Source organism: Enterovibrio gelatinilyticus, from assembly GCF_028683095.1.
Taxonomy (GTDB): Bacteria; Pseudomonadota; Gammaproteobacteria; order Enterobacterales; family Vibrionaceae; genus Enterovibrio; species Enterovibrio gelatinilyticus.
Genome location: NZ_JAJUBC010000022.1, coordinates 40,524 through 64,940 on the forward strand (window position 1 = coordinate 40,524; position 24,417 = coordinate 64,940).

21 protein-coding genes are annotated in these 24,417 nt (G+C 46.4%); 12 read left to right on the forward strand and 9 right to left on the reverse strand.

All coding sequences use genetic code 11. From position 1 onward, the window contains the following. Positions 1-106: 106 nt before the first annotated feature. From trxB to infA, 6 genes are all read left to right on the forward strand, one after another. Complete coding sequence (gene trxB / locus LRP50_RS17445) at positions 107-1,066, forward strand: thioredoxin-disulfide reductase (RefSeq protein ID WP_274165737.1); 960 nt, start codon at positions 107-109, stop codon at positions 1,064-1,066. A gap of 126 nt (positions 1,067-1,192) precedes the next feature. Further along, positions 1,193-2,962, forward strand: coding sequence for a heme ABC transporter permease/ATP-binding protein CydD (cydD, locus tag LRP50_RS17450; RefSeq protein ID WP_274165738.1), 1,770 nt, complete (start codon positions 1,193-1,195; stop codon positions 2,960-2,962). Beyond that, a complete protein-coding gene (gene cydC / locus LRP50_RS17455) occupies positions 2,955-4,676 on the forward strand; it encodes a heme ABC transporter ATP-binding protein/permease CydC (RefSeq protein ID WP_274165739.1) in 1,722 nt (573 codons plus the stop codon). Before cydD ends, cydC begins: the two co-directional genes overlap by 8 nt. Positions 4,677-4,775: 99 nt before the next feature. Beyond that, positions 4,776-5,495 (forward strand): leucyl/phenylalanyl-tRNA--protein transferase, encoded by a 720-nt coding sequence (aat, locus tag LRP50_RS17460; protein WP_274165740.1) that lies wholly within the window; start codon positions 4,776-4,778, stop codon positions 5,493-5,495. Further along, positions 5,488-6,192, forward strand: coding sequence for an arginyltransferase (locus LRP50_RS17465; RefSeq protein ID WP_274165741.1), 705 nt, complete (start codon positions 5,488-5,490; stop codon positions 6,190-6,192). The genes aat and LRP50_RS17465 overlap by 8 nt, the downstream gene beginning before the upstream one ends. Positions 6,193-6,408: 216 nt before the next feature. Further along, on the forward strand, positions 6,409-6,627 hold the full coding sequence (infA, locus tag LRP50_RS17470; protein WP_016961517.1) for a translation initiation factor IF-1: 219 nt from the start codon (positions 6,409-6,411) through the stop codon (positions 6,625-6,627). A gap of 91 nt (positions 6,628-6,718) precedes the next feature. Here the strand turns inward: infA and clpA are convergent, their stop codons facing one another. Together clpA and clpS are read right to left on the reverse strand one after the other, a co-directional pair. Continuing rightward, positions 6,719-8,980: an ATP-dependent Clp protease ATP-binding subunit ClpA gene (clpA, locus tag LRP50_RS17475; RefSeq protein WP_274165742.1), complete on the reverse strand. Its 2,262-nt coding sequence runs from the start codon at positions 8,978-8,980 to the stop codon at positions 6,719-6,721. Positions 8,981-9,038: 58 nt separating this feature from the next. Further along, positions 9,039-9,359 (reverse strand): ATP-dependent Clp protease adapter ClpS, encoded by a 321-nt coding sequence (gene clpS, locus LRP50_RS17480; RefSeq protein WP_274165743.1) that lies wholly within the window; start codon positions 9,357-9,359, stop codon positions 9,039-9,041. Between the two features lie 816 nt (positions 9,360-10,175). On the opposite strand from clpS, the gene cspD reads away from it, so the two are divergent. Next, the gene (cspD, locus tag LRP50_RS17485; protein ID WP_016961514.1) at positions 10,176-10,397 is read left to right on the forward strand and encodes a cold shock domain-containing protein CspD; all 222 of its coding nucleotides are present in this window, start codon (positions 10,176-10,178) and stop codon (positions 10,395-10,397) included. A 361-nt stretch (positions 10,398-10,758) separates the two neighbouring features. On the opposite strand, the gene icd is transcribed toward cspD, so the two are convergent. Continuing rightward, positions 10,759-12,006: an NADP-dependent isocitrate dehydrogenase gene (gene icd / locus LRP50_RS17490; RefSeq protein WP_274165744.1), complete on the reverse strand. Its 1,248-nt coding sequence runs from the start codon at positions 12,004-12,006 to the stop codon at positions 10,759-10,761. 243 nt (positions 12,007-12,249) lie between these two features. Between icd and LRP50_RS17495 the strand changes: the two genes are divergently transcribed. From LRP50_RS17495 to LRP50_RS17515, 5 genes are all read left to right on the forward strand, one after another. Next, the gene (locus LRP50_RS17495) at positions 12,250-12,909 is read left to right on the forward strand and encodes a pseudouridine synthase (RefSeq protein ID WP_274165745.1); all 660 of its coding nucleotides are present in this window, start codon (positions 12,250-12,252) and stop codon (positions 12,907-12,909) included. 85 nt (positions 12,910-12,994) lie between these two features. After that, positions 12,995-14,107 carry a tRNA 2-thiouridine(34) synthase MnmA gene (gene mnmA, locus LRP50_RS17500; RefSeq protein WP_274165746.1) on the forward strand — a complete coding sequence of 371 codons (1,113 nt, stop codon included), beginning with the start codon at positions 12,995-12,997 and terminating at the stop codon, positions 14,105-14,107. A 13-nt stretch (positions 14,108-14,120) separates the two neighbouring features. Continuing rightward, positions 14,121-14,741, forward strand: coding sequence for a high frequency lysogenization protein HflD (gene hflD / locus LRP50_RS17505; protein WP_028022789.1), 621 nt, complete (start codon positions 14,121-14,123; stop codon positions 14,739-14,741). 21 nt (positions 14,742-14,762) lie between these two features. Further along, entirely contained in the window at positions 14,763-16,133 is a 1,371-nt protein-coding gene (gene purB, locus LRP50_RS17510; protein WP_102260295.1) for an adenylosuccinate lyase, read from the forward strand. A gap of 307 nt (positions 16,134-16,440) precedes the next feature. Beyond that, complete coding sequence (locus tag LRP50_RS17515; RefSeq protein ID WP_274165747.1) at positions 16,441-17,574, forward strand: ribosomal protein uL16 3-hydroxylase; 1,134 nt, start codon at positions 16,441-16,443, stop codon at positions 17,572-17,574. A gap of 110 nt (positions 17,575-17,684) precedes the next feature. Here LRP50_RS17515 and oppF read toward each other — a convergent pair whose 3' ends face one another. The 6 genes from oppF to LRP50_RS17545 form a co-directional block, all read right to left on the reverse strand. Next, positions 17,685-18,680, reverse strand: coding sequence for a murein tripeptide/oligopeptide ABC transporter ATP binding protein OppF (gene oppF, locus LRP50_RS17520; protein WP_274165748.1), 996 nt, complete (start codon positions 18,678-18,680; stop codon positions 17,685-17,687). After that, positions 18,680-19,645 carry an ABC transporter ATP-binding protein gene (gene oppD / locus LRP50_RS17525; RefSeq protein ID WP_274165749.1) on the reverse strand — a complete coding sequence of 322 codons (966 nt, stop codon included), beginning with the start codon at positions 19,643-19,645 and terminating at the stop codon, positions 18,680-18,682. The genes oppF and oppD overlap by 1 nt, the downstream gene beginning before the upstream one ends. Before the next feature lie 9 nt (positions 19,646-19,654). After that, the gene (gene oppC / locus LRP50_RS17530; RefSeq protein WP_274165770.1) at positions 19,655-20,566 is read right to left on the reverse strand and encodes an oligopeptide ABC transporter permease OppC; all 912 of its coding nucleotides are present in this window, start codon (positions 20,564-20,566) and stop codon (positions 19,655-19,657) included. A 13-nt stretch (positions 20,567-20,579) separates the two neighbouring features. Continuing rightward, complete coding sequence (gene oppB, locus LRP50_RS17535) at positions 20,580-21,500, reverse strand: oligopeptide ABC transporter permease OppB (RefSeq protein WP_274165750.1); 921 nt, start codon at positions 21,498-21,500, stop codon at positions 20,580-20,582. 73 nt (positions 21,501-21,573) lie between these two features. Continuing rightward, the gene (locus LRP50_RS17540; RefSeq protein ID WP_274165751.1) at positions 21,574-23,214 is read right to left on the reverse strand and encodes an ABC transporter substrate-binding protein; all 1,641 of its coding nucleotides are present in this window, start codon (positions 23,212-23,214) and stop codon (positions 21,574-21,576) included. 642 nt (positions 23,215-23,856) lie between these two features. Beyond that, positions 23,857-24,015 carry a hypothetical protein gene (locus LRP50_RS17545; RefSeq protein WP_274165752.1) on the reverse strand — a complete coding sequence of 53 codons (159 nt, stop codon included), beginning with the start codon at positions 24,013-24,015 and terminating at the stop codon, positions 23,857-23,859. Positions 24,016-24,417: the final 402 nt, after the last annotated feature.

Consider the following 24,417-nt stretch of genomic DNA (forward strand, 5'->3'; position numbering starts at 1 on the left):
AGATAACACATTTCAATGAAGGGCACCGCATGGTGCTCTTTCTTTAATTACGCATTTTCCCTACAATCTCTCTCATTAGATCAAACTCAATCCATCCGGAGAAATAATGAGTAACGTAAAGCATTCAAGCCTTCTTATCTTAGGTTCAGGTCCTGCAGGATATACTGCTGCAGTCTATGCTGCTCGCGCCAACCTTAAGCCTGTTATGGTTACTGGCCTACAACAGGGCGGACAGCTCACCACAACGACTGAAGTGGAAAACTGGCCGGGTGATGCAGAAGGGTTAACTGGCCCTGCTCTGATGGAACGCATGAAAGAACATGCTGAAAAATTTGATACCGAAATCATTTTCGACCACATCAATGAAACAGACCTCACTCAGCGCCCTTTCCGCCTTAAAGGCGACAATGCTGAATACACTTGTGATGCATTAATCATCGCAACAGGTGCTTCTGCTCAATATTTGGGTATGGAGTCAGAAGAAAACTTCAAAGGCCGCGGCGTTTCAGCGTGTGCAACCTGTGACGGTTTCTTCTATCGCAACCAGAAAGTCGCGGTGATTGGCGGTGGCAACACGGCTGTTGAAGAAGCACTTTACCTGTCCAACATCGCATCAGAAGTTCACCTTATCCACCGTCGTGATACTTTCCGTGCTGAAAAGATTTTGGTTAGCCGTCTAATGGACAAAGTCGAAAACGGCAATATCGTTTTGCACACAGATCGCGTTCTTGATGAGGTGTTAGGCGATGACATGGGCGTGACAGGCGTTCGTATTAAAGAAACACAATCTGACGCCACCGAAGATTTGGATGTGATGGGCTTGTTCGTTGCCATCGGTCATAAACCAAACACCAGCATCTTTGAAGGTCAATTGGAGATGCACAATGGTTACATCAAAGTGCAATCTGGCCTTGAAGGCAACGCCACACAAACCAGCGTTGAAGGCGTTTTCGCCGCTGGCGATGTGATGGACCATATCTACCGTCAAGCAATCACATCAGCGGGTACCGGCTGTATGGCTGCATTGGATGCCGAGCGCTTCCTAGACGCAAAAGAAAGCAAATAATAATTCGCGTTTTTAGGCCCATTTATGGGCCTATATTTTGCCAACTCAGCCTTCCTATCATCCACATTGTCGTTATTGCTGTACTGACAGTTCGAAACACCGTGGATTAAAAAACCAAGAAGTAGTATGGATAAAAAGAAACAACGCTCGCTAGTCCAGTGGCTAAAAGGACAAAGCAAGCTTGGCAAAACATGGCTCGTAACCGCAATCGGACTGGCATTTTTGTCCGGTTTATTTTTGATCGCCCAGGCCGCGTTACTCGCAAACATTCTTCACGAACTCATCATCGAGAAAGCCGACAAATCCGATATCTGGCTGTCCTTCGTAGGACTTGCCATTATCGTTTGCCTACGCGCAATATGTAGCTGGGGCAAGGAGCAAGCGGGTTATCGCGCTGGTGAAGCCGTCCGCCTTCATATTCGTCATCTCGTGCTGGATAAGCTGCAAACACTTGGTCCTGCCACGATTCAAGGCAAGCCTGCCGGGACATGGGCAAGCTTGGTGCTTGAACAAGTAGAAGAAATGCAGGATTTCTTTGCGCGCTATCTTCCCCAAATGGCCATAGCAGGGTTAATACCCTTGGTTATTTTGGTTGTTGTCTTTCCACTCAACTGGGCGGCAGGGCTTATTTTCTTACTGACCGCCCCGCTTGTGCCTTTCTTCATGGCACTCGTTGGCATGGGCGCTGCGGATGCGAACAGACGAAACTTTAAGGCGCTGCAGCGTCTCTCTGGGCATTTCTATGACCGCCTTCGTGGTCTGGCAACCATTCGATTGTTTGATCAAGCTGATGCAGAAAGTCAGCACTTAAAAGTCGCCTCTGAGGATTTTCGTAAACGTACGATGGAAGTGCTGCGATTAGCGTTTCTTTCCTCAGCCGTACTCGAATTTTTCACCTCGCTCTCCATCGCGATCACTGCGGTTTACTTCGGCTTTAGTTATATAGGCGAACTGAACTTCGGTCACTACGGTTTAGGCATCTCGCTGTTTATCGGTGTTTTCGTACTGGTACTTGCGCCTGAGTTTTATCAACCATTGCGAGATCTCGGCACCTACTATCATGCCAAAGCGCAAGCGATAGGCGCGGCAGAGTCCATTGTTAACTTCCTTGACGCACAACCAGAACATCAAGCGTCAGGTGAGGCAAAAATCGCATCGGATACCGTCGAAATCACAGCAACTGATCTTGAAGTCCTCAGCCCTGATGGCATTATTCTCGCAGGCCCATTGACGTTTAAGATTAAGTCTGGTGAACGCGTCGCATTGGTCGGGCAAAGTGGTGCGGGCAAAACGAGCCTCATCAATGCTGTTCTGGGCTTTCTACCCTATCGCGGTAGCCTAGTGATAAACGGTATTGAACTAAAAGAAGCCGATTTGTCACATTGGCGCAAACAAGTGAGTTGGGTGGGACAAAACCCTCAGCTTTTCCACGGCAGCGTCAAAGACAACATTTGCCTGTCAGCACCATTAGCAACGGAAGAGCAAATCCAACGCGTCGCCCACGCTGCGCATGCCAATGAATTTATTCAGCGGTTAGATCAAGGCTATTCACACCCCGTTGGTGATCGCTCTAGCGGCTTATCTGTCGGACAAGCACAGCGAATAGCCGTTGCTCGGGCATTACTACAAGATGGTCGATTTTGGCTACTCGATGAACCTACAGCAAGCTTAGACGCATCCAGTGAGCGATTGGTGATGGAGAGCTTAGACAAAGCAACCAAAGACACCACCACCTTGCTGGTCAGCCACCGCATTGACCAACTGGGTACCTCAGACAATATATTGGTCATGAGCAAAGGTAAGCTGGTGCAGCAAGGTACATTCGACGCCCTCAAGCACGAAGGGCTATTTTCTGAAATGATCCAAGCTGTAGACAGGAGTGATCTTGATGCGTGATCTCATTCCATTTCTAAGGCTTTATAAAAAACATTGGTTTGGTCTGTCCTTGGGCATGCTCTTGTCCTTTGCGACGCTGGCCTCTGCAATCAGCCTACTCACTCTATCGGGTTGGTTTATCGCAGCGTCAGCCGTTGCCGGTCTGGCTGCTGCCACCAACTTTAACTACATGCTTCCCGCTGCGGGCGTGCGCGGATTTTCTATCGCAAGAACCGCAGGACGCTGGGGCGAGCGTGTCGTCAGCCATAATGCCACATTCAAACTGTTGGCTGACCTTCGTATTTTCTTCTTTGAAAAGCTCACGCCGCTGATCCCTGGCAAAGTGGGTAACTTACGAGACGCTGACATTCTCAACCGCTTGGTGGCAGATGTTGACGCTATGGATCATGTCTATCTGCGCCTTATCAGCCCGCTGTTCGTTGGCATTTTGGGTATATTTTGCGTTAGTGGTTTCCTCTATTGGTTTGACCCCAAATTAGGCATGACGCTGGGCGTGATTCTACTATCACTCATGCTGATCCTCCCTGTCATTTTCTACCGCCTCGGTGAGCCGCATGGTGCAGGGATCACGCGGGCAAAGTCAGAACTTCGAGTGTCACTGCTAGATTGGCTTCAAGGCCACGCGGAACTGCAGATCTTTGGTGCAGCAGATCGATACCGTGAACGCGCACATGACGCAGAGGCTCGGCTTCTCAATGCACAACGTCGCATGGCGGGCGTAACTGGTCTTGCCAATGGCATCTTACTGGCAGCAAATGGATTAACCTTGGTGTTGATGCTTTGGATTGCAGCTGACGGCGTTGGGGGACAATACCCGAACCCGATGGTGGCGATGGTGGCATTTACGACCATGGCTAGCTTTGAGTTGATGATGCCCGTCGCTGGTGCTTTTCAATATTTAAGCCAAACAATGACATCGGCAAAACGACTGAATGAAATCATTGAAGCAACACCAGAAACACCGTTCGATCCTGCCGGTTACAACAATACAGCTAAAGGTAACATCCGTTTCAATAACGTGAGCTACACCTACCATGATGCGGATAAACCAGCGATTGATGGCGTTTCACTAACGATTAAAGCAGGCGAGAAAGTAGCACTGTTAGGACGTACAGGTTGCGGTAAATCCACACTACTACAGCTATTGACCCGCTCGTGGGACCCTTCTCAAGGTGAGGTTGAGATAGATGGTCAGCCGCTTACCGCGTGGAGAGAGTCGGCACTAAGAAGCTCAATAGCCGTAGTCAGTCAACGCGTTGATGTTTTTAATGGCGCCTTGCGCAATAATCTATCGATGGCGAAACCTAGCGCCTCTGACGCGGAGCTCATTGCAGTCATTGAACAAGTTGGACTTTCTGATCTTCTTGATGGGCCAGGGTTAGATGTTTGGTTAGGCGATGGTGGTCGTCAATTATCTGGTGGTGAACGCCGTCGTCTTGGCATTGCTCGTGCGTTGTTACGCGATGCGCCGATATTACTATTGGACGAACCCACAGAAGGACTGGATGTAAAAACTGAGCAACATATTCTCTCTTTGCTTCTTGAACACGCTCAAGACAAAACCGTACTGTTCATCACTCATCGTCTCGTGGGACTAACGCATATGGACACTGTGTGTTTAATGGACGAAGGACAGATCATTGAGCAAGGCAGCCACCACACGTTGAAAGCGGCGGGTGGTCGATATTCGAACCTGCTCCAGCGTATTCAGTAGTGAGCCTGTGTTAGTGTATCTATAATTGGAAAAAGGGAGCTTCGGCTCTCTTTTTTCCACTTTAACGCGAATAGACGTAATCAAAACGAACGAGTAGTTATGACCATTTACCTTCCACCATTGGATGAGAATGATCCGGAGGATTTCCCCTCTGTCACCAGCGCACTTGAAGAACCCGATGGTTTACTTGCGATAGGCGGCGATCTCTCTCCACAGCGTCTTAGAGCCGCATATGAGCGCGGTATATTCCCTTGGTTCGGTGATGATGAGCCCTACCTTTGGTGGTCACCTTCAGAACGCGCAATTATCGACCCGCTCACCTTCGTCCCAAGTAAAAGCCTCAGGAAATATGCTCGAAAACAGAACATACGCGTTTCCATCAACTACCGTTTTGATGATGTGATTGAGCACTGCGCATTGATCCGAGGTGCTCATCAAGTTTGGATCACGCAAGAGATGAGAGACGCTTACAAAAAGCTGCACCGTCAAGGTGGCGCCCACAGCGTAGAAGTCTGGCAAGATGACCAATTGATTGGCGGTCTTTACGGCGTCAGTGTCGGGACGCTATTTTGTGGCGAATCCATGTTTTCACTGCAAACCAATGCGTCCAAGATTGCACTATGGCGCTTCTGTGAACACTTCAAGAAACACGGCGGTAAGCTCATCGACTGTCAAATGATGACGGAGCACCTTTCTACTCTTGGCGCGACGCCTCTATCTCGCTCCGATTTCATTCGAAGACTCGACCAGCTTAAACATCGAATGACGGATGCTTCTCTCTTTCAATCTCAATGGATTGATGGAGCAAGCAATGCGTAGAGCAACGCGTTCATTTCGCATTGGCGTCATGCCACCTTCGTCATGCTCTTACTTACCTGATCGCCAAGAGTCGGTCGCAATCGTTCTCGATGCTGAACTGCACAACATGCCCAGTTACGATGCGTTGATACAATCAGGGTTTCGTCGAAGTGGTGATAACATCTACCGACCTCACTGTGCTGAATGCAAGGCGTGCCATTCACTGCGTGTTGATACCGCAGCGTTCACGCCGAGCAAGAGCCAGAAACGGCAAATCAACCAACTCAATCGATTAGAAATCAGAATTGAAGATACCTTAAACGAAGATTGGTTTTCGCTCTATGAGCGCTATATCAATCAACGCCATCAGAACGGCTCTATGTATCCGGCAAACAAACAAGATTTCCTCTCTTTTATCCAAAGCGGTTGGCAACGCTCAAAATACATCCACCTCTTTGATGGAAACACCTTAATCGCCATTGCAGTCACAGATGTCCTTGTTCAAGGTTACAGTGCCATTTACAGCTTTTTTGACCCGGACCATCCTTGGTCTTTGGGTTCATTGTGTGTTCTTGCCCAAATTCAAACAGCCGCACAACACGGTATTCCTTGGCTTTATCTTGGCTTCCAAATTGATGATTGCGCTGCGATGCGCTATAAGCAAAAATTCACCCCGAATGAGCGTTTTACTGCTGGCGAATGGAAAACGTCAGAGTAATTGCGCAACCGGAATGGCTACCGCCACCCCACTAAAGCCTGCTATTTTGTGTCCAAACTAATAACTATTTGGTGTAAACCTTAACCGATAGCTGATTTTTACTAGTCAGTGAGGATGCAAAGGGGTAAAATTTCGGCCCTGAACTTTACAGACTTAACGAATCAAGGCATTATCTGCCAGTCGAAAAATGGCTGATTGATAGCCTAAGAGGATTAAATGGCAAAAGAAGACGTAATTGAATTGCAAGGTACCGTACTGGACACCCTGCCAAACACCATGTTTCGCGTAGAACTAGAGAACGGCCACGTAGTCACTGCTCACATCTCTGGTAAGATGCGCAAAAACTACATCCGTATCCTGACTGGTGACAAAGTTACCGTTGAAATGACGCCTTACGACTTGTCGAAAGGACGCATTATCTTCCGCGCGCGCTAATCCTCACGTCTCGCGAACACGAAAAACCCGGCTCTTAGCCGGGTTTTGTCATTTGTGAATCGTGATTTTTGGTGAAAAGTGTAGCCGACGATTACGCCGGCTCCATTTCATCGCTAAAACTAAAGGTAAGCGAATCGTTTTTCAGACCGACCTTCACCGTGCCACCATTGACCAAACAGCCAAACAACAGTTCGTTTGCTAGGTTTTTCTTCACATGCTCTTGCATCACACGTGCCATTGGACGAGCGCCCATTGACTTGTCATAGCCTTTCTCTGCAAGCCAAAGTTTCGCTTTATCGGTCACTTCTAGTGACACGCCACGAACATCCAACTGTGCTTGAAGTTCAACAACAAATTTATCCACCACTTGAAGAATGACTTCTTTATCGAGGTGGTTAAACCATATGATGTTATCAAGACGATTTCGGAATTCTGGTGCGAATACCTTCTTAATTTCCGCCATCGCATCGTGACTATGATCTTGCTGAATCAGACCAATCGACTTGCGTACTGTTTCCGTTACGCCAGCATTGGTTGTCATCACTAGGATCACATTGCGGAAATCCGCCTTACGGCCGTTGTTATCAGTCAGCGTACCGTTATCCATGACTTGAAGAAGCAAGTTAAACACGTCTGGGTGTGCTTTCTCTATCTCATCAAGCAATACAACACTATGTGGGTGCTTAATCACTGCATCAGTTAGTAAACCACCTTGGTCGTACCCGACATAGCCTGGAGGCGCACCGATCAAACGACTGACAGTGTGACGCTCCATATACTCGGACATATCAAAGCGCTGAAGCTCAATACCCATTGCTCGTGCCAGTTGCACCGTCACTTCTGTTTTACCGACCCCTGTTGGCCCAGCAAACAAGAATGAACCCACAGGTTTGTTTTCAGCGCCTAGACCAGCACGGCTTAGCTTAATGGCTTCACATAGCGCACCAATGGCATCGTCTTGCCCAAACACCAGCATCTTCAACTTGTGCTCGAGTGACTTAAGCACTTCTCTATCCGTTGACGATACTGACTTTTCAGGAATACGTGCCATCTTAGCAATCATATTTTCAATGTCGCCGACACCCACCGTTTTCTTACGCTTATTCGCTGGAGCCAAACGACAACGCGCGCCCGCTTCATCGATAACATCAATGGCCTTGTCCGGAAGATGGCGGTCGTTGATGTACTTAGCCGACAACTCAACGGCAGCACGGATGGCTTTGTTGGTATAGCGAACTTCATGGTGTGCTTCGTACTTCGGTTTCAGGCCCATCAAAATCTTGGTGGTGTCATCCAACGAAGGTTCGATAACATCGATTTTTTGGAATCGACGAGCTAGCGCTCGCTCTTTCTCAAAAATACTGCTGTATTCCTGATAGGTAGTAGAACCAATACAACGCAACTTGCCGCTAGACAACAATGGTTTGATAAGGTTTGCAGCATCAACTTGACCACCAGATGCAGCACCCGCACCGATAATGGTGTGGATCTCATCAATAAACAGAACAGCATGTTCTTCTTTTTCAAGTTGCTTCAAAATACCTTTGAAGCGCTTTTCAAAATCGCCGCGGTACTTGGTACCCGCAAGCAAAGAACCAATGTCCAGTGAGTAGATGATGCAGTTCTGTATGATCTCAGGCACTTCGCCTTCAACAATACGCCAGGCTAGTCCTTCTGCTATTGCAGTTTTACCTACACCTGCTTCACCCACAAGTAATGGGTTATTTTTGCGACGACGACATAACACTTGAATGGTTCTCTCAAGTTCTTTGTCTCGTCCAATCAGAGGATCAATGCCGCCTACACGGGCAAGTTGATTCAAGTTAGTCGCAAAGTTCTCTAGACGTTCTTCCCCGCCTTCTACTGCCGCTTCTTCCGAAGACAAATCAGCACCAGGGAGCTCTTCATCACTGTTAGACGACTTAGTCGTGCCATGTGAGATGTAATTAACAACGTCTAGTCGGCTAATATCATTCTTCTTCAGCAAATATGCTGCGTGCGATTCTTGCTCGCTGAAAATAGCCACGAGAACATTCGCACCGCTCACTTCACTACGACCAGAAGATTGAACATGGAATACAGCACGTTGAAGTACGCGCTGGAAACTCAACGTTGGTTGGGTTTCACGATTATCGTCATCAACAGGGATGAGCGGAGTGGTCTGTTCAATGAAAGCTTCTAGCTCTTTTCGTAAAGCATCGAGGTCAGCGCGGCACGCAAGCAAAGCTTCGCGAGCAGCCACATTTTCCAGAAGCGCCAGCAGTAGATGTTCTACCGTCATGAACTCATGACGTTTTTCACGTGCTCTTGCAAAAGCCCCATTCAGGCTCGCTTCGAGTTCTTTATTTAGCATAAGGCACCTCCCTCAAAAACCACATTATGGTGTGCCGGAGAAAAACCAATTCTCCTTCTTAGGCTTTCTCCATTGTGCACAGCAATGGGTGTTGATGTTCTTTCGCATACATCATTACTTGGGCGACTTTCATCTCAGCAACTTCTGCACTAAAAATGCCGCAGACCGCTTTTCCTTCGTAATGCACAGCCAACATCAACTGTGTTGCTCTCTCTATGTCCATGGAGAAAAACCGCTGTAATACGTCTACAACAAACTCCATGGGGGTGTAGTCATCATTATTCAACATCACTTTATATAAGGATGGTGGTTTTACCTTGGTCTCTTCCGCTTCTTTTACATCTGAATCCGGAACTATCCATTCGTACTTTTTGCTCATAACTGCTTACAATCTTTAAGGTAGCTCAAGTGTTCTTTACAAAACAATGTTTTATACGTCAGGTTTGCAGATTGAGATATCAAACACAAGATTTGCTACCACTACTTAAAACGTAATCCACAGATTGTATTCCAGCAACCAAAACAATACTACGTTGCTAGAACCTACTTAACGAATTTCAGCCTGCCTCATCCAATATGAGGTCACAGCTTCAACATTGCAACGTTGTGTTCCTCGAATTGTCATACAAAGCACATCAACACATATGCAATCATTTGTGTCAGAAATTCCATACAAAACATAGGTAAAAACATGGCCTCATAAAGAAAACAGTGTCTTATTTGTTATAAAGTTAATTTTCGCTGTTAATGCTGAGCCGTCATCCATTCACTCCGAGAATGCATAAAACCAAGTGTATCCTTCAATTAATTCACCAAGTTCAAAACCCTCCATTATTACCATTTTTATCAATGCTATACACTCACATTAAGCCATCACAATCAGACATATCATAGTGTTTGCAATTGATGAACCTGTAAATAAACTGGGCAAGTAAAAGTCTCAATACTGAAATATGAATATATTTATGAAACAATTCCTACCAAAATGATACTCACATCATCCTTCCGTAACATCGCTGGTTATTTTTATTAAAATGTTGTTATATAGGCTTTAAGACGCTTGACTGTCTAAATCTTTCTACTAGAGTGGGAATTGAAGTAAAAACATACAGCATCAATTACGGTTGAGTAACATGATTGCAAATGTTGGTTTTACTCATAGTTATGCAATTTGAATGCAAGAGGGATGTTTCGCATGGCAACTGGTACAGTTAAATGGTTTAACAATGCTAAAGGGTTTGGTTTCATCTGCCCTGACGAGGGTGACGGAGATATCTTTGCACACTACTCGACGATACAGATGGATGGTTATCGCACTTTGAAGGCGGGTCAAACCGTGAACTATGAAGTGCAAGAAGGTCCGAAAGGCTATCACGCTAGTGAAATTGTTCCCGTAGAAAACGAAGCCCTAAAATAAAATAGCGTTGCTACAATCTTTTTGCTGCCCGAAGGTCGACATTTTTAAAGAGCGAACACATGTTCGCTCTTTTTGTTTTTAGACACGCCCAAATCAAGCAACAGCTTCCTTTTGTCGTTGCTTCTGTATCCCTATCCCAGCTAACTGCTCCCCTATGCGCTTCAACGCCACTTAGACGAGATGCATAAATAACAACTCGCCCTGTCACTTGTTACATGACAAACGCGCTTATGACAGCCCTGTGAGCGGCTCTTTGATGAGGGGGCATTTCATCACTATTGAAAGGTGTTTTGACGTATGCATATCTGATAGACATAAAAAAACCCAGCCGAAGCTGGGTTTCTAATGAACTCACCAAAAATTACATTTGGTCAATCATGTCTTGTGCGAATTCAGAACACTTGCGCAGTGTCGCGCCTTCCATTTGACGTTCGAAATCGTAAGTCACAGTCTTGTTGCTGATCGCTTTTTCCATTGAAGAAATGATCAGGTCTGCTGCTTCAGTCCAACCTAGGTGGCGAAGCATCATTTCCGCAGACAAAATCAAAGAACCAGGGTTAACCTTGTCCTGACCTGCATACTTAGGCGCAGTACCGTGAGTTGCTTCAAACAGTGCAATGCCGTCACCGATATTTGCACCTGGTGCAATACCAATACCGCCTACCTGTGCAGCAAGTGCATCAGATACGTAGTCACCGTTCAGGTTCATCGTTGCAATGACATCATACTCTGCTGGGCGCAGCAGGATTTGCTGTAGGAACGCATCTGCAATCACATCTTTAATGATGATCTCGTTGCCAGTGTTTGGGTTCTTCATCGTCATCCATGGACCACCGTCCAACAACTCTGCACCAAACTCCTCTTTAGCAACTTCGTAGCCCCAATCTTTGAAGGCACCTTCGGTGAACTTCATGATGTTGCCTTTGTGAACCAATGTCATTGAGTCACGATCGTTGTCGATAGTGTACTGGATTGCTGCGCGCACAAGACGCTTAGTACCTTGCTCAGAAACAGGCTTGATACCAATACCACATTCCTCGTCAAAACGGATTTTCGTTGCGCCCATTTCTTCTTTCAGGAATTTGATGACTTTGTCAGCTTCAGCAGTACCCGCTTTAAACTCAACACCAGCATAGATATCTTCTGAATTTTCACGGTAGATAACCATGTCAGTCAGTTCTGGTTGCTTCACTGGGCTTGGTACACCAGCAAAGTAACGAACAGGGCGAGCACAGATGTAAAGGTCAAGCTCTTGACGCAATGCAACGTTCAGTGAACGAATACCGCCGCCAACTGGCGTCGTCAATGGGCCTTTGATTGATACTTTGTATTCACGAATAAAATCTAGTGTTTCAGTAGGCAGCCACTGGTCTTCACCATAAACCTGCGTTGACTTCTCACCAGTGTAGATTTCCATCCAGGAGATCTTACGGTCACCGCCGTAAGCTTTTTCTACTGCCGCATCAACAACGTTGATCATTGCAGGGCTAACATCAATACCAATGCCGTCACCTTCAATGTATGGGATGATTGGATTGTTAGGAACGACTAACTTGCCGTTTTCGACTGCAATCTTCTCACCTGCTGGTACGACTACTTTGCTTTCCATTTAATTCTCCTAGCGTCCATTTTCTATTTAGCGCTCACCAAACAGAACAATTTGCCGTCGTGCGTCTGTACAATCACCACATCACTATTGAGCCAATGATCTGATGTAGCACGTCAGGTAATTGTTCTGCTTGGTATAACATGCGAGCAAAAGAATACTGCAATTCCCGCAACACGCCAATCACATTATTCCATGTATAATACCAAGGTCTCATTTGTAACCAGACCTGATTGACAGTACTCCATGACGTTTAAAACCACATCGAAAAGAAGCGTGACCAAGCCCGCTTCAAACCCTAATTTCCGACGCACTTCACGCCGTCGGACCGATAAACCTGCAAAGCCTAAAGGGCCGACCAAAGTCATCATATTCAATAAACCTTTCAACACGCTGACACAGTTCACCGGAGAGCCCAATGATTCCACCTTGGCAGACTTCATTCCTGTCAAAGATGTGTATGCGGCAGGCCGATTAGACAAAGACAGCGAAGGGCTGCTTGTGTTGACGAATGACGGCATCTTGCAAGCTCGCCTCACCCAGCCAAAATCCAAATCACCCAAAGTCTATTGGGTGCAAGTTGAAGGCATTCCTTCCGACGAAGCCGTCAAACAGCTTCGAGAAGGCGTCGAGCTTAATGACGGCTGGACGTTGCCAGCGGGCGTAGAAATCATGGAGGAACCGCAACTGTGGGAACGAAACCCACCGATTCGTCATCGTCCTTCAGTGCCAACCACATGGTTAGCAATCACGCTCGAGGAAGGCCGAAATCGTCAAGTTCGCCGCATGACTGCAGCAATCGGCCACCCAACCTTACGCCTTGTGAGATATCAAATGGCGGGTTGGACGGTAGAAGGACTGCAACCGGGTGAATGGAAAGAGGTTTCACCACCCCAAAAACAATGAAAATGTGATTGAGTTCTCATCTGTAACAGCGCAAAGGATTCTGGTAAACTCTGCCACCGATTTAATTGGAGCTAGAAATTTCGTCATGTCAGATAACAGCAGCAAAAAAGTTATTGTCGGTATGTCCGGCGGCGTCGACTCCTCAGTGTCCGCCTATTTACTGAAGCAACAAGGCTATCAGGTAGAAGGCCTTTTCATGAAAAACTGGGAAGAAGACGACAACGATGAGTACTGTTCGGCAGCGGAAGATCTGGCCGATGCACAAGCCGTTTGTGACAAGCTTGGTATTGAGATGCACACCATTAACTTTGCAGCTGAATACTGGGATAACGTCTTTGAGCACTTCCTCACCGAATACAAGGCAGGACGTACTCCAAACCCAGACATCCTTTGCAACAAAGAAATCAAGTTCAAAGCCTTCTTGGAATTTGCCGACGAAGTGCTAGAAGCAGATTACATTGCAATGGGTCACTACGTTCGTCGCTCCTTCCCGACACAGGAAGGCGAAGCCGTGCAAATGTTGCGTGGCGTTGATAACAACAAAGACCAAAGCTACTTCCTTTACACCTTGAGCCATGAGCAAGTTGCCCGCAGCCTGTTCCCGGTAGGAGAATTGGAAAAGCCTGAAGTTCGCCGCATTGCGGAAGAACAAGGTCTGATCACCGCGAAGAAGAAAGACTCGACGGGTATTTGCTTCATTGGTGAGCGTAAATTCACTGATTTCTTGTCAAAATATCTACCCGCACAACCGGGTGTGATTGAAACCACTGAAGGTCAAGCCATTGGCGAACACCAAGGTTTGATGTACCACACCTTAGGCCAGCGTAAAGGCCTCCACATTGGTGGTCAAAAAGGCGGTGGCGGTCTAGAAGCTGCTTGGTATGTGGTCGACAAAGACGTTGAACGCAATGTGTTGATTGTTGCACAAGGCCATGATCACCCACGTCTATTTTCAAAAGGACTGGTAGCGGCTCAACTGCATTGGGTTGATCGTAAAGTGATTAGCGAACCATTGAAGTGCACCGTAAAAACACGATACCGCCAACAAGACATATCATGTACCATCGAGCCCATTGATGGAGACCAGATCAAAGTTATCTTTGATGAACCGCAAGCAGCGGTAACCCCTGGTCAATCCGCGGTATTTTATTCCGGTGATGTTTGCCTAGGTGGCGGCATTATCGAGCAGCGAATTTAAGGAGCAATCGTCAGTGGCTAATACTTTATTTGATCGAACCATCGCGTTCGCAAGTATCTGTCAATCCGTCAAATTAGTGCAGGAAGTGTCGCGCACAGGTACTTGTGATGCCGACGCACTGAGCGCCAGTTTGAAGAGTATTATCGTCACTAACCCCGCTTCTACACTGGAGGTTTTCGGCAATGAAGAAAGCCTCACAGTGGGTTTGAATACGCTTATTGGTGAACTGGACAACAGTCCCGGTGGCAGTGAACTTACTCGTTACCTTATCAACTTACTTGCGTTGGAACGCAAACTCTCTGGTCGCCGCGATAGCCTCGCGCAATTGGGAGACCGTTTAGAGACCGTCCAGCGCCAAGTGCAACACTTTGACCTGCTTGATGAACAAATGATAAGCAACCTTGCCAGTGTTTATTTGGACACGATCAGCCCATTGGGCCCGCGTATCCAAGTGACTGGCAACCCTGCCCAGCTTCAGCAAACTGGCGTTCAGCATCGCGTGAGAGCATTGCTGCTTTCAGGTATCCGCAGCGCGGTTCTTTGGCGTCAGGTCGGCGGAAAGCGCCGTCATCTTATCTTTGGCCGCAAACAAATGATTGAGCAGGCCAAAATCATCTTAGCCCGAAATTCGTAATAATAATTCAGGAGAGAGACCATGGAACTGTCAGCACTGACAGCTGTTTCACCGGTGGATGGCCGTTACGGAACGAAAACGATTGCGTTGCGTTCAATCTTCAGTGAGTTTGGCTTATTGAAGTACCGCACGATCGTCGAAGTTCGTTGGTTGCAAAAACTGGCAGCAACAGATGCTATCAAGGAAGTACCTGCGTTCAGCGCAGAAGCAAACGCGCTTTTAGACCAAATCGCTGCTGAGTTCAGCGAAGCTGATGCACAACGCATCAAAGACATTGAGCGCACCACCAACCACGACGTGAAAGCGGTTGAGTATTTCCTGAAAGAAAAAGTCGCTGGCAATGCCGAGTTGAACGCGGTTAACGAGTTCATTCACTTTGCATGTACTTCAGAAGACATCAACAACACCTCACATGCATTGATGCTTAAAGAAGCACGTGATGAAGTGATCCTGCCAGAAATTCGCAACGTGATTGATGCGATCAAAGCACTGGCTGTTGAATATCGTGAAGTGCCTCTTCTGTCTCGTACACATGGTCAACCAGCCTCTCCTTCTACCATGGGTAAAGAGATGGCTAACGTTGCATACCGTATGGAACGTCAGTACAAGCAAATCGAAAACGTTGAAATCCTGGCGAAAATCAACGGTGCTGTTGGTAACTACAACGCACACATCTCTGCTTACCCAGAAGTTGACTGGCACGGTTTCAGCGAAGAATTCATTACTGAATCGCTTGGCGTAACGTGGAACCCTTACACAACGCAAATCGAACCGCACGATTACATCGCAGAATTGTTCGATGCAATTGCGCGTTTCAACACCATCTTGATCGATTTCGATCGTGATGTATGGGGTTACATTGCACTGGGTCACTTTAAGCAAAAAACCATTGCTGGCGAAATTGGTTCTTCAACCATGCCACACAAAGTGAACCCAATTGACTTCGAAAACTCAGAAGGCAACCTAGGTCTCGCGAACGCAGTATTTGGCCACTTGGCGCAAAAACTGCCAATCTCTCGCTGGCAACGTGACCTGACTGACTCAACGGTTCTTCGTAACCTTGGCGTTGGCGTGGGTTACGCAATCATTGCATACACCTCGACCCTAAAAGGCATCAGCAAGCTGGAAGTTAACCAAGCTGCGCTTGAAGCTGAACTCGACAGAAACTGGGAAGTATTGGCAGAGCCAGTACAAACCGTGATGCGTCGTTACGGTATCGAGAAGCCATACGAGAAGTTGAAAGAACTCACGCGCGGTAAGCGTGTTGACGGCGAAGGCATGCGTGCATTCATCGATGGTCTGGATCTGCCTGAAGACGAGAAAGTGCGTCTGAAGCAAATGACCCCAGCAAACTACATCGGCGATGCTATCAAGCTGACTGATCAGCTGTAAGCGATTGTTCTTTCTGCTACTGCGCGCAGATTGATTGAAGCCCGGCTCTGCCGGGCTTTTTATTTCTCTCCCGTCTCTGCATATTCATATACCCAATCAACCTGAAGATGCTCGATTTCAGAGTCCATCAGTGCGTCCCTTCGGGCGAGTTTACTGACGCCATGCTCGGTGTTATCCCTTTTTGATGGAGATCACTACATCAAAAAGGGACGCCTAGATCATAACGTCAGTAAACCTCGCTGAATCCTGCATCTTCAGGTTGTTTGGGTATATACTTGAGCCCATTCTTAGAAACCTGCACACCCTTATGTATCAGTTAAATTTCGATCTAAACACGTTCCTCACGACTCACTGGCATAAAAAGCCAACCATTATTCGCAACGGTTTCGTTGAGTTTGATGACCCTATCACGCCAGATGAATTGGCGGGATTGGCAATGGAGGAAGAAATCGATTCACGCTTCGTGACTAACCTTGATGGTAATTGGCAAGCCCAGCACGGTCCTTTTGAGCACTTCGACGACTTCCCAGACACTCACTCTCAGCTGATCATCCAAGCAGCGAACCACTGGCACCCAGGGTTACGTGAGTTGGCTGAACCGTTCCGTGCGCTGCCAAACTGGTTGTTTGATGACGTTATGATTTGCCTATCAATGCCAAATGGCGGCGTAGGTCCGCACATCGACCAATACGATGTGTTCATCATTCAAGGTATGGGTAAACGTCGCTGGCGCGTGGGTGACAAGGGCGAATACAAAGACGCTAACCACCACACAGGTTTGCGCCAAATCGAAGGCTTTGATCCGATCATTGATGAAGTACTAGAGCCTGGCGATATTCTGTATATCCCGCCAGGTTTCCCACACGAAGGGAACACTATCGATGTATCCATGAGTTACTCCATTGGTTATCGTTCTCCGAAGAAACTAGAGCTTCTAAGCGGCTTTGCGGACTACGTGCTAACCAATGAGTTGGGTGATATTCACTACTACGATCCCAACCTACAAACTCGCAATGAACACGGCATGATCCCAACCGCTGAGTTTGATGCATTGAACAATATGCTGATGAAGCTGTTGAACGACCCAAAAGCCAAGTCACGTTGGATGGGCGAGCAGTTGAGCCAGTCACGTCATGAACTCGACATCATGCCAGCAGAGCCACCGTGGGCTGCAGATGAGCTGTTCCAATTCATGGATGAGAACTTAGTACTCGAGAAAGTCTCTGGCCTAAAAGCGCTGTACCACGAAGACGACTTATCAGTGATTTTCCTTAACGGCGAATCGATCGAGCTTCCAGAAGGTTGTGAGGCAGCAGCTCGTGTGCTTTGTGACCAAGAATCGTTCTCTGGCGAAGACCTAGGAGACATCGCTGCTAACCCAGCATTACTCGCTCTCCTACTCAGTCTGTGCAACCAAGGTTACTGGTATCCACAGGCCTAAGCCTGAATGTCACACAGAAAAACCCTCAAGAAAAAGCCTTCCATGCGGAAGGCTTTTTTATTTTTGACAAAGTCTCTATGACTCGTTGAATGTCACCTTGGTATTCGTGTTTACAGGTGAACCTGCAAGCAAGACACCGCATGTGCATCCGAGCCTAGCAATGTTGGTCGTTTCTGTGCACATGTTTCCGTTGCTTGAGGGCAACGGGTACGGAACACACAGCCCGACGGTGGGTTCATCGGTGATGGCAACTCGCCTTCCAACATTTGAATTTTCTTGTTCCGTTCTTTAATAGGGTCAGGAATGGGCACCGCTGACATGAGTGCGCGAGTGTAAGGGTGCTGAGGGTCGCTAAACAACGACTTACCTTCAGCCAACTCAACGGCATTACCCAGATACATCACCAATACGCGATCGGAAATATGCTTCACCACAGACAAATCATGCGCAATGAAAATCAGGCTCAAGCCCATTTCTTGCTGCAATTCTTTCAGCAAATTCACAACCTGCGCTTGAATCGACACATCAAGTGCAGACACCGGCTCATCACAAATCACCAACTTAGGTTTTAAGATAAGCGCGCGTGCAATACCAATACGCTGACACTGTCCGCCAGAGAACTCATGCGGATAACGGTTTATTACGTTAGGTAGCAAGCCCACACGCGTCATCATCGCTTGGACTTGCGCTTTCACTTCATCTTTAGAAAGCTCTGGGTAGAAAGTCTTTAACGGCTCAGCAATGATGTCACCGACCGTCATACGTGGGTTCAACGACGCCAGTGGATCTTGGAAAATCATTTGAATTTCTTTGCGCTTTTCACGCAAGTCATTCCCGCCGAGTTTAGTTAGGTCTTGCCCTAGCCAAACCACCTCACCCTCTGTCGCTTGTACCAAGCCAATCACAGCACGAGCAAAAGTGGATTTACCACAACCGGACTCGCCCACAACGCCCAGAGTTTCGCCTTCATACAGTTTGATGTTCACGCCATCAACCGCTTTCAATACAGCAGGTTTTGCCCAAGGCAAAAGAGACTTTGACGCAATATTGAAGTGAACTTTAAGATCTTTAATATCAAGCAGAAGCTTTTTTTCTACAGCATTCATTACCAAGCTCCTACATCAGAAAAACACGCACGGAGACGGCCATTTTCATAAGGCGTCAAGATCGGTGATTCAGTTTTACAGCGATCTGTCACACGGTGACAGCGATCTTGGTAAGGACAACCTGGTGGCAGTTTCATTAGGTTTGGTGGGTTACCTGGGATGGTTGGCAATACATCGCCTTCAACATCCAAACGTGGAATCGCTTTGATGAGTCCTTCCGTGTAAGGGTGGCTAGGAGTGTAGAAGATTTCATCCACCTTGCCATATTCCATGGTACGCCCCGCATACATCACCAGCACTTTGTCACACGAACCTGCTACTACACCCAAATCGTGCGTAATCATGATAATCGAGGTGTCGAATTCTGATTTCAGTTCGTTGAGGAGATCCATGATTTGCGCTTGAACAGTCACATCCAATGCGGTGGTTGGTTCATCAGCAATCAATAGCTTTGGACGACACAGCAATGCCATAGCAATCATCACGCGTTGGCGCATACCGCCCGAAAACTCATGGGGATACATGGTAATTCGCTTTCGCGCTTCTGGAATTTTCACCGCTTCCAGCATACGCACCGATTCTTCAAACGCTTCTGCTTTACCCATGCCTTTGTGCAGCATAAGTACTTCCATCAGTTGATGACTGACTTTCATGAATGGGTTTAGCGATGTCATCGGATCTTGGAAAATCATCGCAATCTGCTCTGCACGGATCTTATTCAGTTCCTTTTCCGGCAGATTAAGAATTTCATTTCCTTCAAATTTTGCGCTGCCTTTAATGGCACCGTTTTTCGCAAGCAGCCCCATGATCGCAAACACTGTCTGGCTCTTACCTGATCCCGACTCACCCACAATGCCCAGCGTTTCGCCACGCTCCAGAGAAAAGTTCAGGTCATTAACTGCGGTAACATAACCATCTTGGGTTTTGAATTCTACGCGCAGGTCTTTCACATCTAATAGGCTCATACTTCCTCCTTATCGATCCTTAGGATCTAGCGCGTCACGAAGACCATCACCCACATAGTTGAAGCACAACAATGTGGTCACCATAAACATGGTTGGAAAAGCCAGTTGCCAAATCGCCAGTTCCATCGTTTGCGAACCTTCTTGCAACAACGCGCCCCAACTTGTCATTGGCTCTTGTACACCTAAGCCCAAAAAGCTGAGGAAGGATTCAATCAAAATCATACTTGGAATCAACAGCGTTGAATAAACGGCCACGATACCTAACACATTTGGAATGATATGACGGAGGATAATATTTCGCGTGCTCACACCGCAGACATGAGCGGCTTCAATAAACTCTTTGTTACGTAGGCTCAGCGTTTGTCCTCGGACAATTCGCGCCATGTCTAGCCAAGCAATCGCGCCGATAGCAACGAAGATAAGCACAATGTTTCGGCCAAAAAAGGTCACGAGTACAATCACCAAGAACATGAAAGGAATCGCGTTCAGGATCTCCAGAATACGCATCATGACACGGTCAGTACGGCCACCAATATAACCAGAAGCTGCGCCATAAACAGTACCAATAAGGACTGCAACCAAGGCACCCATCAGGCCAACCATTAAGGAGATTTGGCCACCCACCAAGGTTCGGACATAAATGTCTCGGCCCAGTGCGTCGGTACCAAAGACATGGCCTTCTGCGCCCAATGATGGCGCCGCATGCATGGCATACCAATCGGTATCATCAAATGCATAGGTTGCAAAGAATGGCCCCACAATCACCCACAAGGTAATGCATAGCAAAATAGCCAAACTGGTCATTGCAGCTTTATTACGCATAAAACGAATACGCGCGTCTTGCCACAAGCTGCGACCTTCTACTTCAAGTTGTGCAGAAAAGTTGTCGATAGCTTCGTTATTTTCTTCTCTTTTTAACAGCATATTTCAAACCTCAATAACGAATCTTCGGATCTAGCCACGCCAGCAAAATATCCACAATGGCGTTAAAGATGATAAACAAAGTACCAATCAAAATGGTCACGCCCATCACCAGTGAATAGTCACGGTTGAACGCAGCGTTAACAAATAACTTACCAATACCAGGAAGACCAAAAATGGTTTCGATGACGACAGAGCCCGTAATGATGCCGACAAATGCAGGGCCCATGTATGACACCACTGGCAACATAGCTGGACGCAAAGCATGCTTGATAACGATATATCTCATGCTCAAGCCCTTGGCTTTTGCGGTACGGATAAAGTTACTGTTCAAGGTTTCAATCATGCTGCCACGCGTAATACGAGCAAAGGTAGCGATATATAGAAACGACATGGCAAGGATGGGTAAGATCATGAATTCAATGGCGCCGCCATTCCAACCACCCGCGGGTAGCCATCCAAGGCCGATTGAAAAGATGTAAATCAGCACTGGCGCAAGTACGAACGAAGGCAACACCACACCGAACATGGACGTGGACATGATGAGATAGTCGACCCAGCTGTTTTGCCGCAAGGCCGCAATGGTGCCAATCGTCACACCGACAACAACAGTAAGAATAAAGGCATAAAAACCCACTTTTGCGGAAACTGGCAAAGCAGAAGCCACCAATTCATTCACTGTATAGTCTTTATATTTGAATGAAGGGCCAAAATCGCCTTGCAGAATATTTCCCAAATACGTGGTGTATTGCTCAAACACGGGCTTATCAAGGCCGTATTTTGCGTTGATGTTTTCCATGACCTGCGGAGGCAGCGTCTTTTCAGAGGAGAAAGGGTTTCCTGGTGCAAAACGCATCAAGAAAAACGAAATCGTGATCAATACCAGCAAGGTTGGTATTGCTTCTAACGTACGAGTAAAAATCAATCTAAACATAAAGCATCCCACATATGCTCAAAAACACATGCGCCTGTGGAAACCTCCACAGACGCATGGAACGACCCTGTTATTATTCTGCGATAATGAACATATCTTTGGTGTAGATATTGTCTTGAGGGTTCTTGTCTGGGTAGCCACCTACATTTGTTGCAACCAAGCGCGGCTGAACGTATTGGAAAATAGGAGCGATTGGCATGTCTTTCGCCAATTGAGCTTCAGCGATTGCGTAATAACCATTACGCTCAGCTTCCGTTTTAGCGACTTTGACAGCATCGTTCATGGCTTTATCAAAAATAGCACTCGAGTACTTCTGATCATTCGAGCCGTTATCAGTTTTTGCTATCGCTAGGAAAGATGACGCCTCGTTGTAGTCAGCACACCAGCCTGCACGACGGACATCAAAGTTGCCTTGCTTACTGTTGTCTAAGTACGTTTTCCACTCTTGGTTTTCCAAGGTCACGTTCACAAATTTACCCAGAGACTTTTTCCACATGGACTGAATCGCAACAGCCGTTTTCTTGTGGTTTTCGCTGGTGTTGTAAAGCAGGGTAAAATCAAGTGGGTTACCCTTTCCAAAACCAGCTTCTGTCAAAAGCTCTTTCGCTTTTTCAACACGTTGCTTCTGGGTCATACCAGCATATTCTGGTGCATCCGGTGTGAAACCAGTAATACCACTGTGAGTCAGTGCATATGCAGGCGTTTGACCTTGACCCCAAATTGCATTGGAAACGATATCGCGATCGATTGAGTAAGAGAGAGCTTTACGAACGCGTGCATCATCAAACGGCGCTTTTTGGGTATTAAAGCCGTAGTAATAAGTACATAGGTTTGGCGAAACAACCACATTTTGCGGATATTCTTTCTTCAAGCGACGGAACTGCTCATTCGGCACTTCATAAGTAATGTTGATTTCACCAGAAAGAAAACGGTTCATTTCAGCATTTTGGTTTTCGATTGGCAGGAAGGTAACTTTATCGATAGCCGTGTCTTTGTTGTCCCAGTAATTTTCGTTACGCGACAAGACAATTTTTTCGTTAACAACCCAGTCAGTTAGCTGATAAGCACCGTTACTGACAAAGTTTTCAGGTTTAGTCCACGCATCACCAAATTTTTCTGCCGTTGCTTTGTGCACAGGATACATGGTGGTGTGCGCCATCATCTTCACGAAATAAGGAAGAGGCACTTCAGTTTCAACAACGAGCGTTTCGGCATCGACCGCTTTAACACCTAGTTCTTCAACTGGCTTTTTCGCAGCAATAATATCTTTCGCACCCTTCATCTGGGTTTTTTCGATATACCACGCGTAAGGCGATGCTGTATTTGGATCTACCGCGCGCTTAAAACTGTATTCGAAGTCATAAGCGGTGACAGGGTCGCCATTTGACCACTTTGCATCTTTACGGATTTTAAATGTGAAGGTCTGGTTGTCATCCGTTGACCAAGATTCTGCAACACCGGGGATGGTATTGCCGACAGCATCTTGAATAACTAGACCTTCCATCAAATCACGCAGAACGTGAGCTTCTGGCACGCCTTCTACTTTGTGCGGGTCAAGCGAAGCAACTTCAGTACCGTTACCGCGAACCATTTCCTGCACTGGAGCGAGTTTTACGCCAGCAGGAACTTCGACAGCTGTTGCAGTGAAAGAGGTAGCGGAAACCGCTAGACCAGCGCCCAGTAATAGCGCCTGAGTGATTTTGTTCTTATACATGCAGATACTCCAATTTATCCTTTGCTTGCATCCATGACACTCTCCGACACGCTTAAATCGAGATGAAAACTAAGTCTCATTTCATCGAATCAATTCAGTAGGGGTGGAGAATTGCTTGGAACATTACCAAGCATCAAAGTAATTTGCCACAAAATCGACAAAAAAAGTCACATAAAACCAACATGGAGAGAAAAAGCAGCAGATATGACCATATGCATGAGCGTGATTGAACAGATACTTCACTGTTGAGGCATATGAAAGTATAAAATTGCAGAAAATACCCAAAAAGAACAATTTTTAAGCAGAATAATTCGATGTTATCGGTAAATATCCCGATATATATCCACATTTAGTAACAAATAAAAGATTAAAACCTGAATCATTTCTCACAAAATTTGCATAAATAACCACTCAATTATAGTGGGTTCTTCATTGTTTCTACCTTGATCTCAGGCAATGATGTGCCTACATTGATTATATTTTTTATCCATATTTTCAAATGGTTCGGTGTTCGTCGTATGATAAATTGATCAATTAGACAGGACTGACTTTCAGATAATAAAAAAGCCAGCAGGGTTAGCTACTGGCTCCATTTAGACGATTTATGTGTATTGTTTACTTAAAAGTCTCTGTGAAAAATCGCTACTTCTGCTCGTTATCAAGCTTAAGAGGAGTTTCATCGTTACCCTTCGCTGTCTTTCCTTCAACGAGGGAATCATCTTTCGTCTTTTGTGCGTCTTCTGGCATGATGTCGTGTAACATTTGCTGGATCTTTTTGTTACTAATACGCTTATGTCCCATTGTAATCCTCCTGATTGATGGTTACCGCTCAGGCACAAATACTGCGTGTGCATTTTTCTAACATTAAAAGTGTAGCAAAGCATAACTGCATACCAGACGCAGTTTTGACACAATGAGAACTTCGGCACCTCCAATTGCTCTTTCCTCAACAAAACAAGCAATTAAAATCACTTTGTCGTTTTAATAACCAATTGGAATAAAAAAAATCCTGTTTAGAATTTATTCAAAAAAGTTCCCGCTGTGACTCATATTCAATTGTTAAAGTCTTAATTATTGCGCACTATGTCTCTGTACCGATGTAACGATTCGTTGTTTTTCGGCATTGAGGTGCAGCAGCAACAAACATAATGACTTTTAACAAACAATAGAAAAGAGACGATCAAAAAATGAGACCCGCTGGCT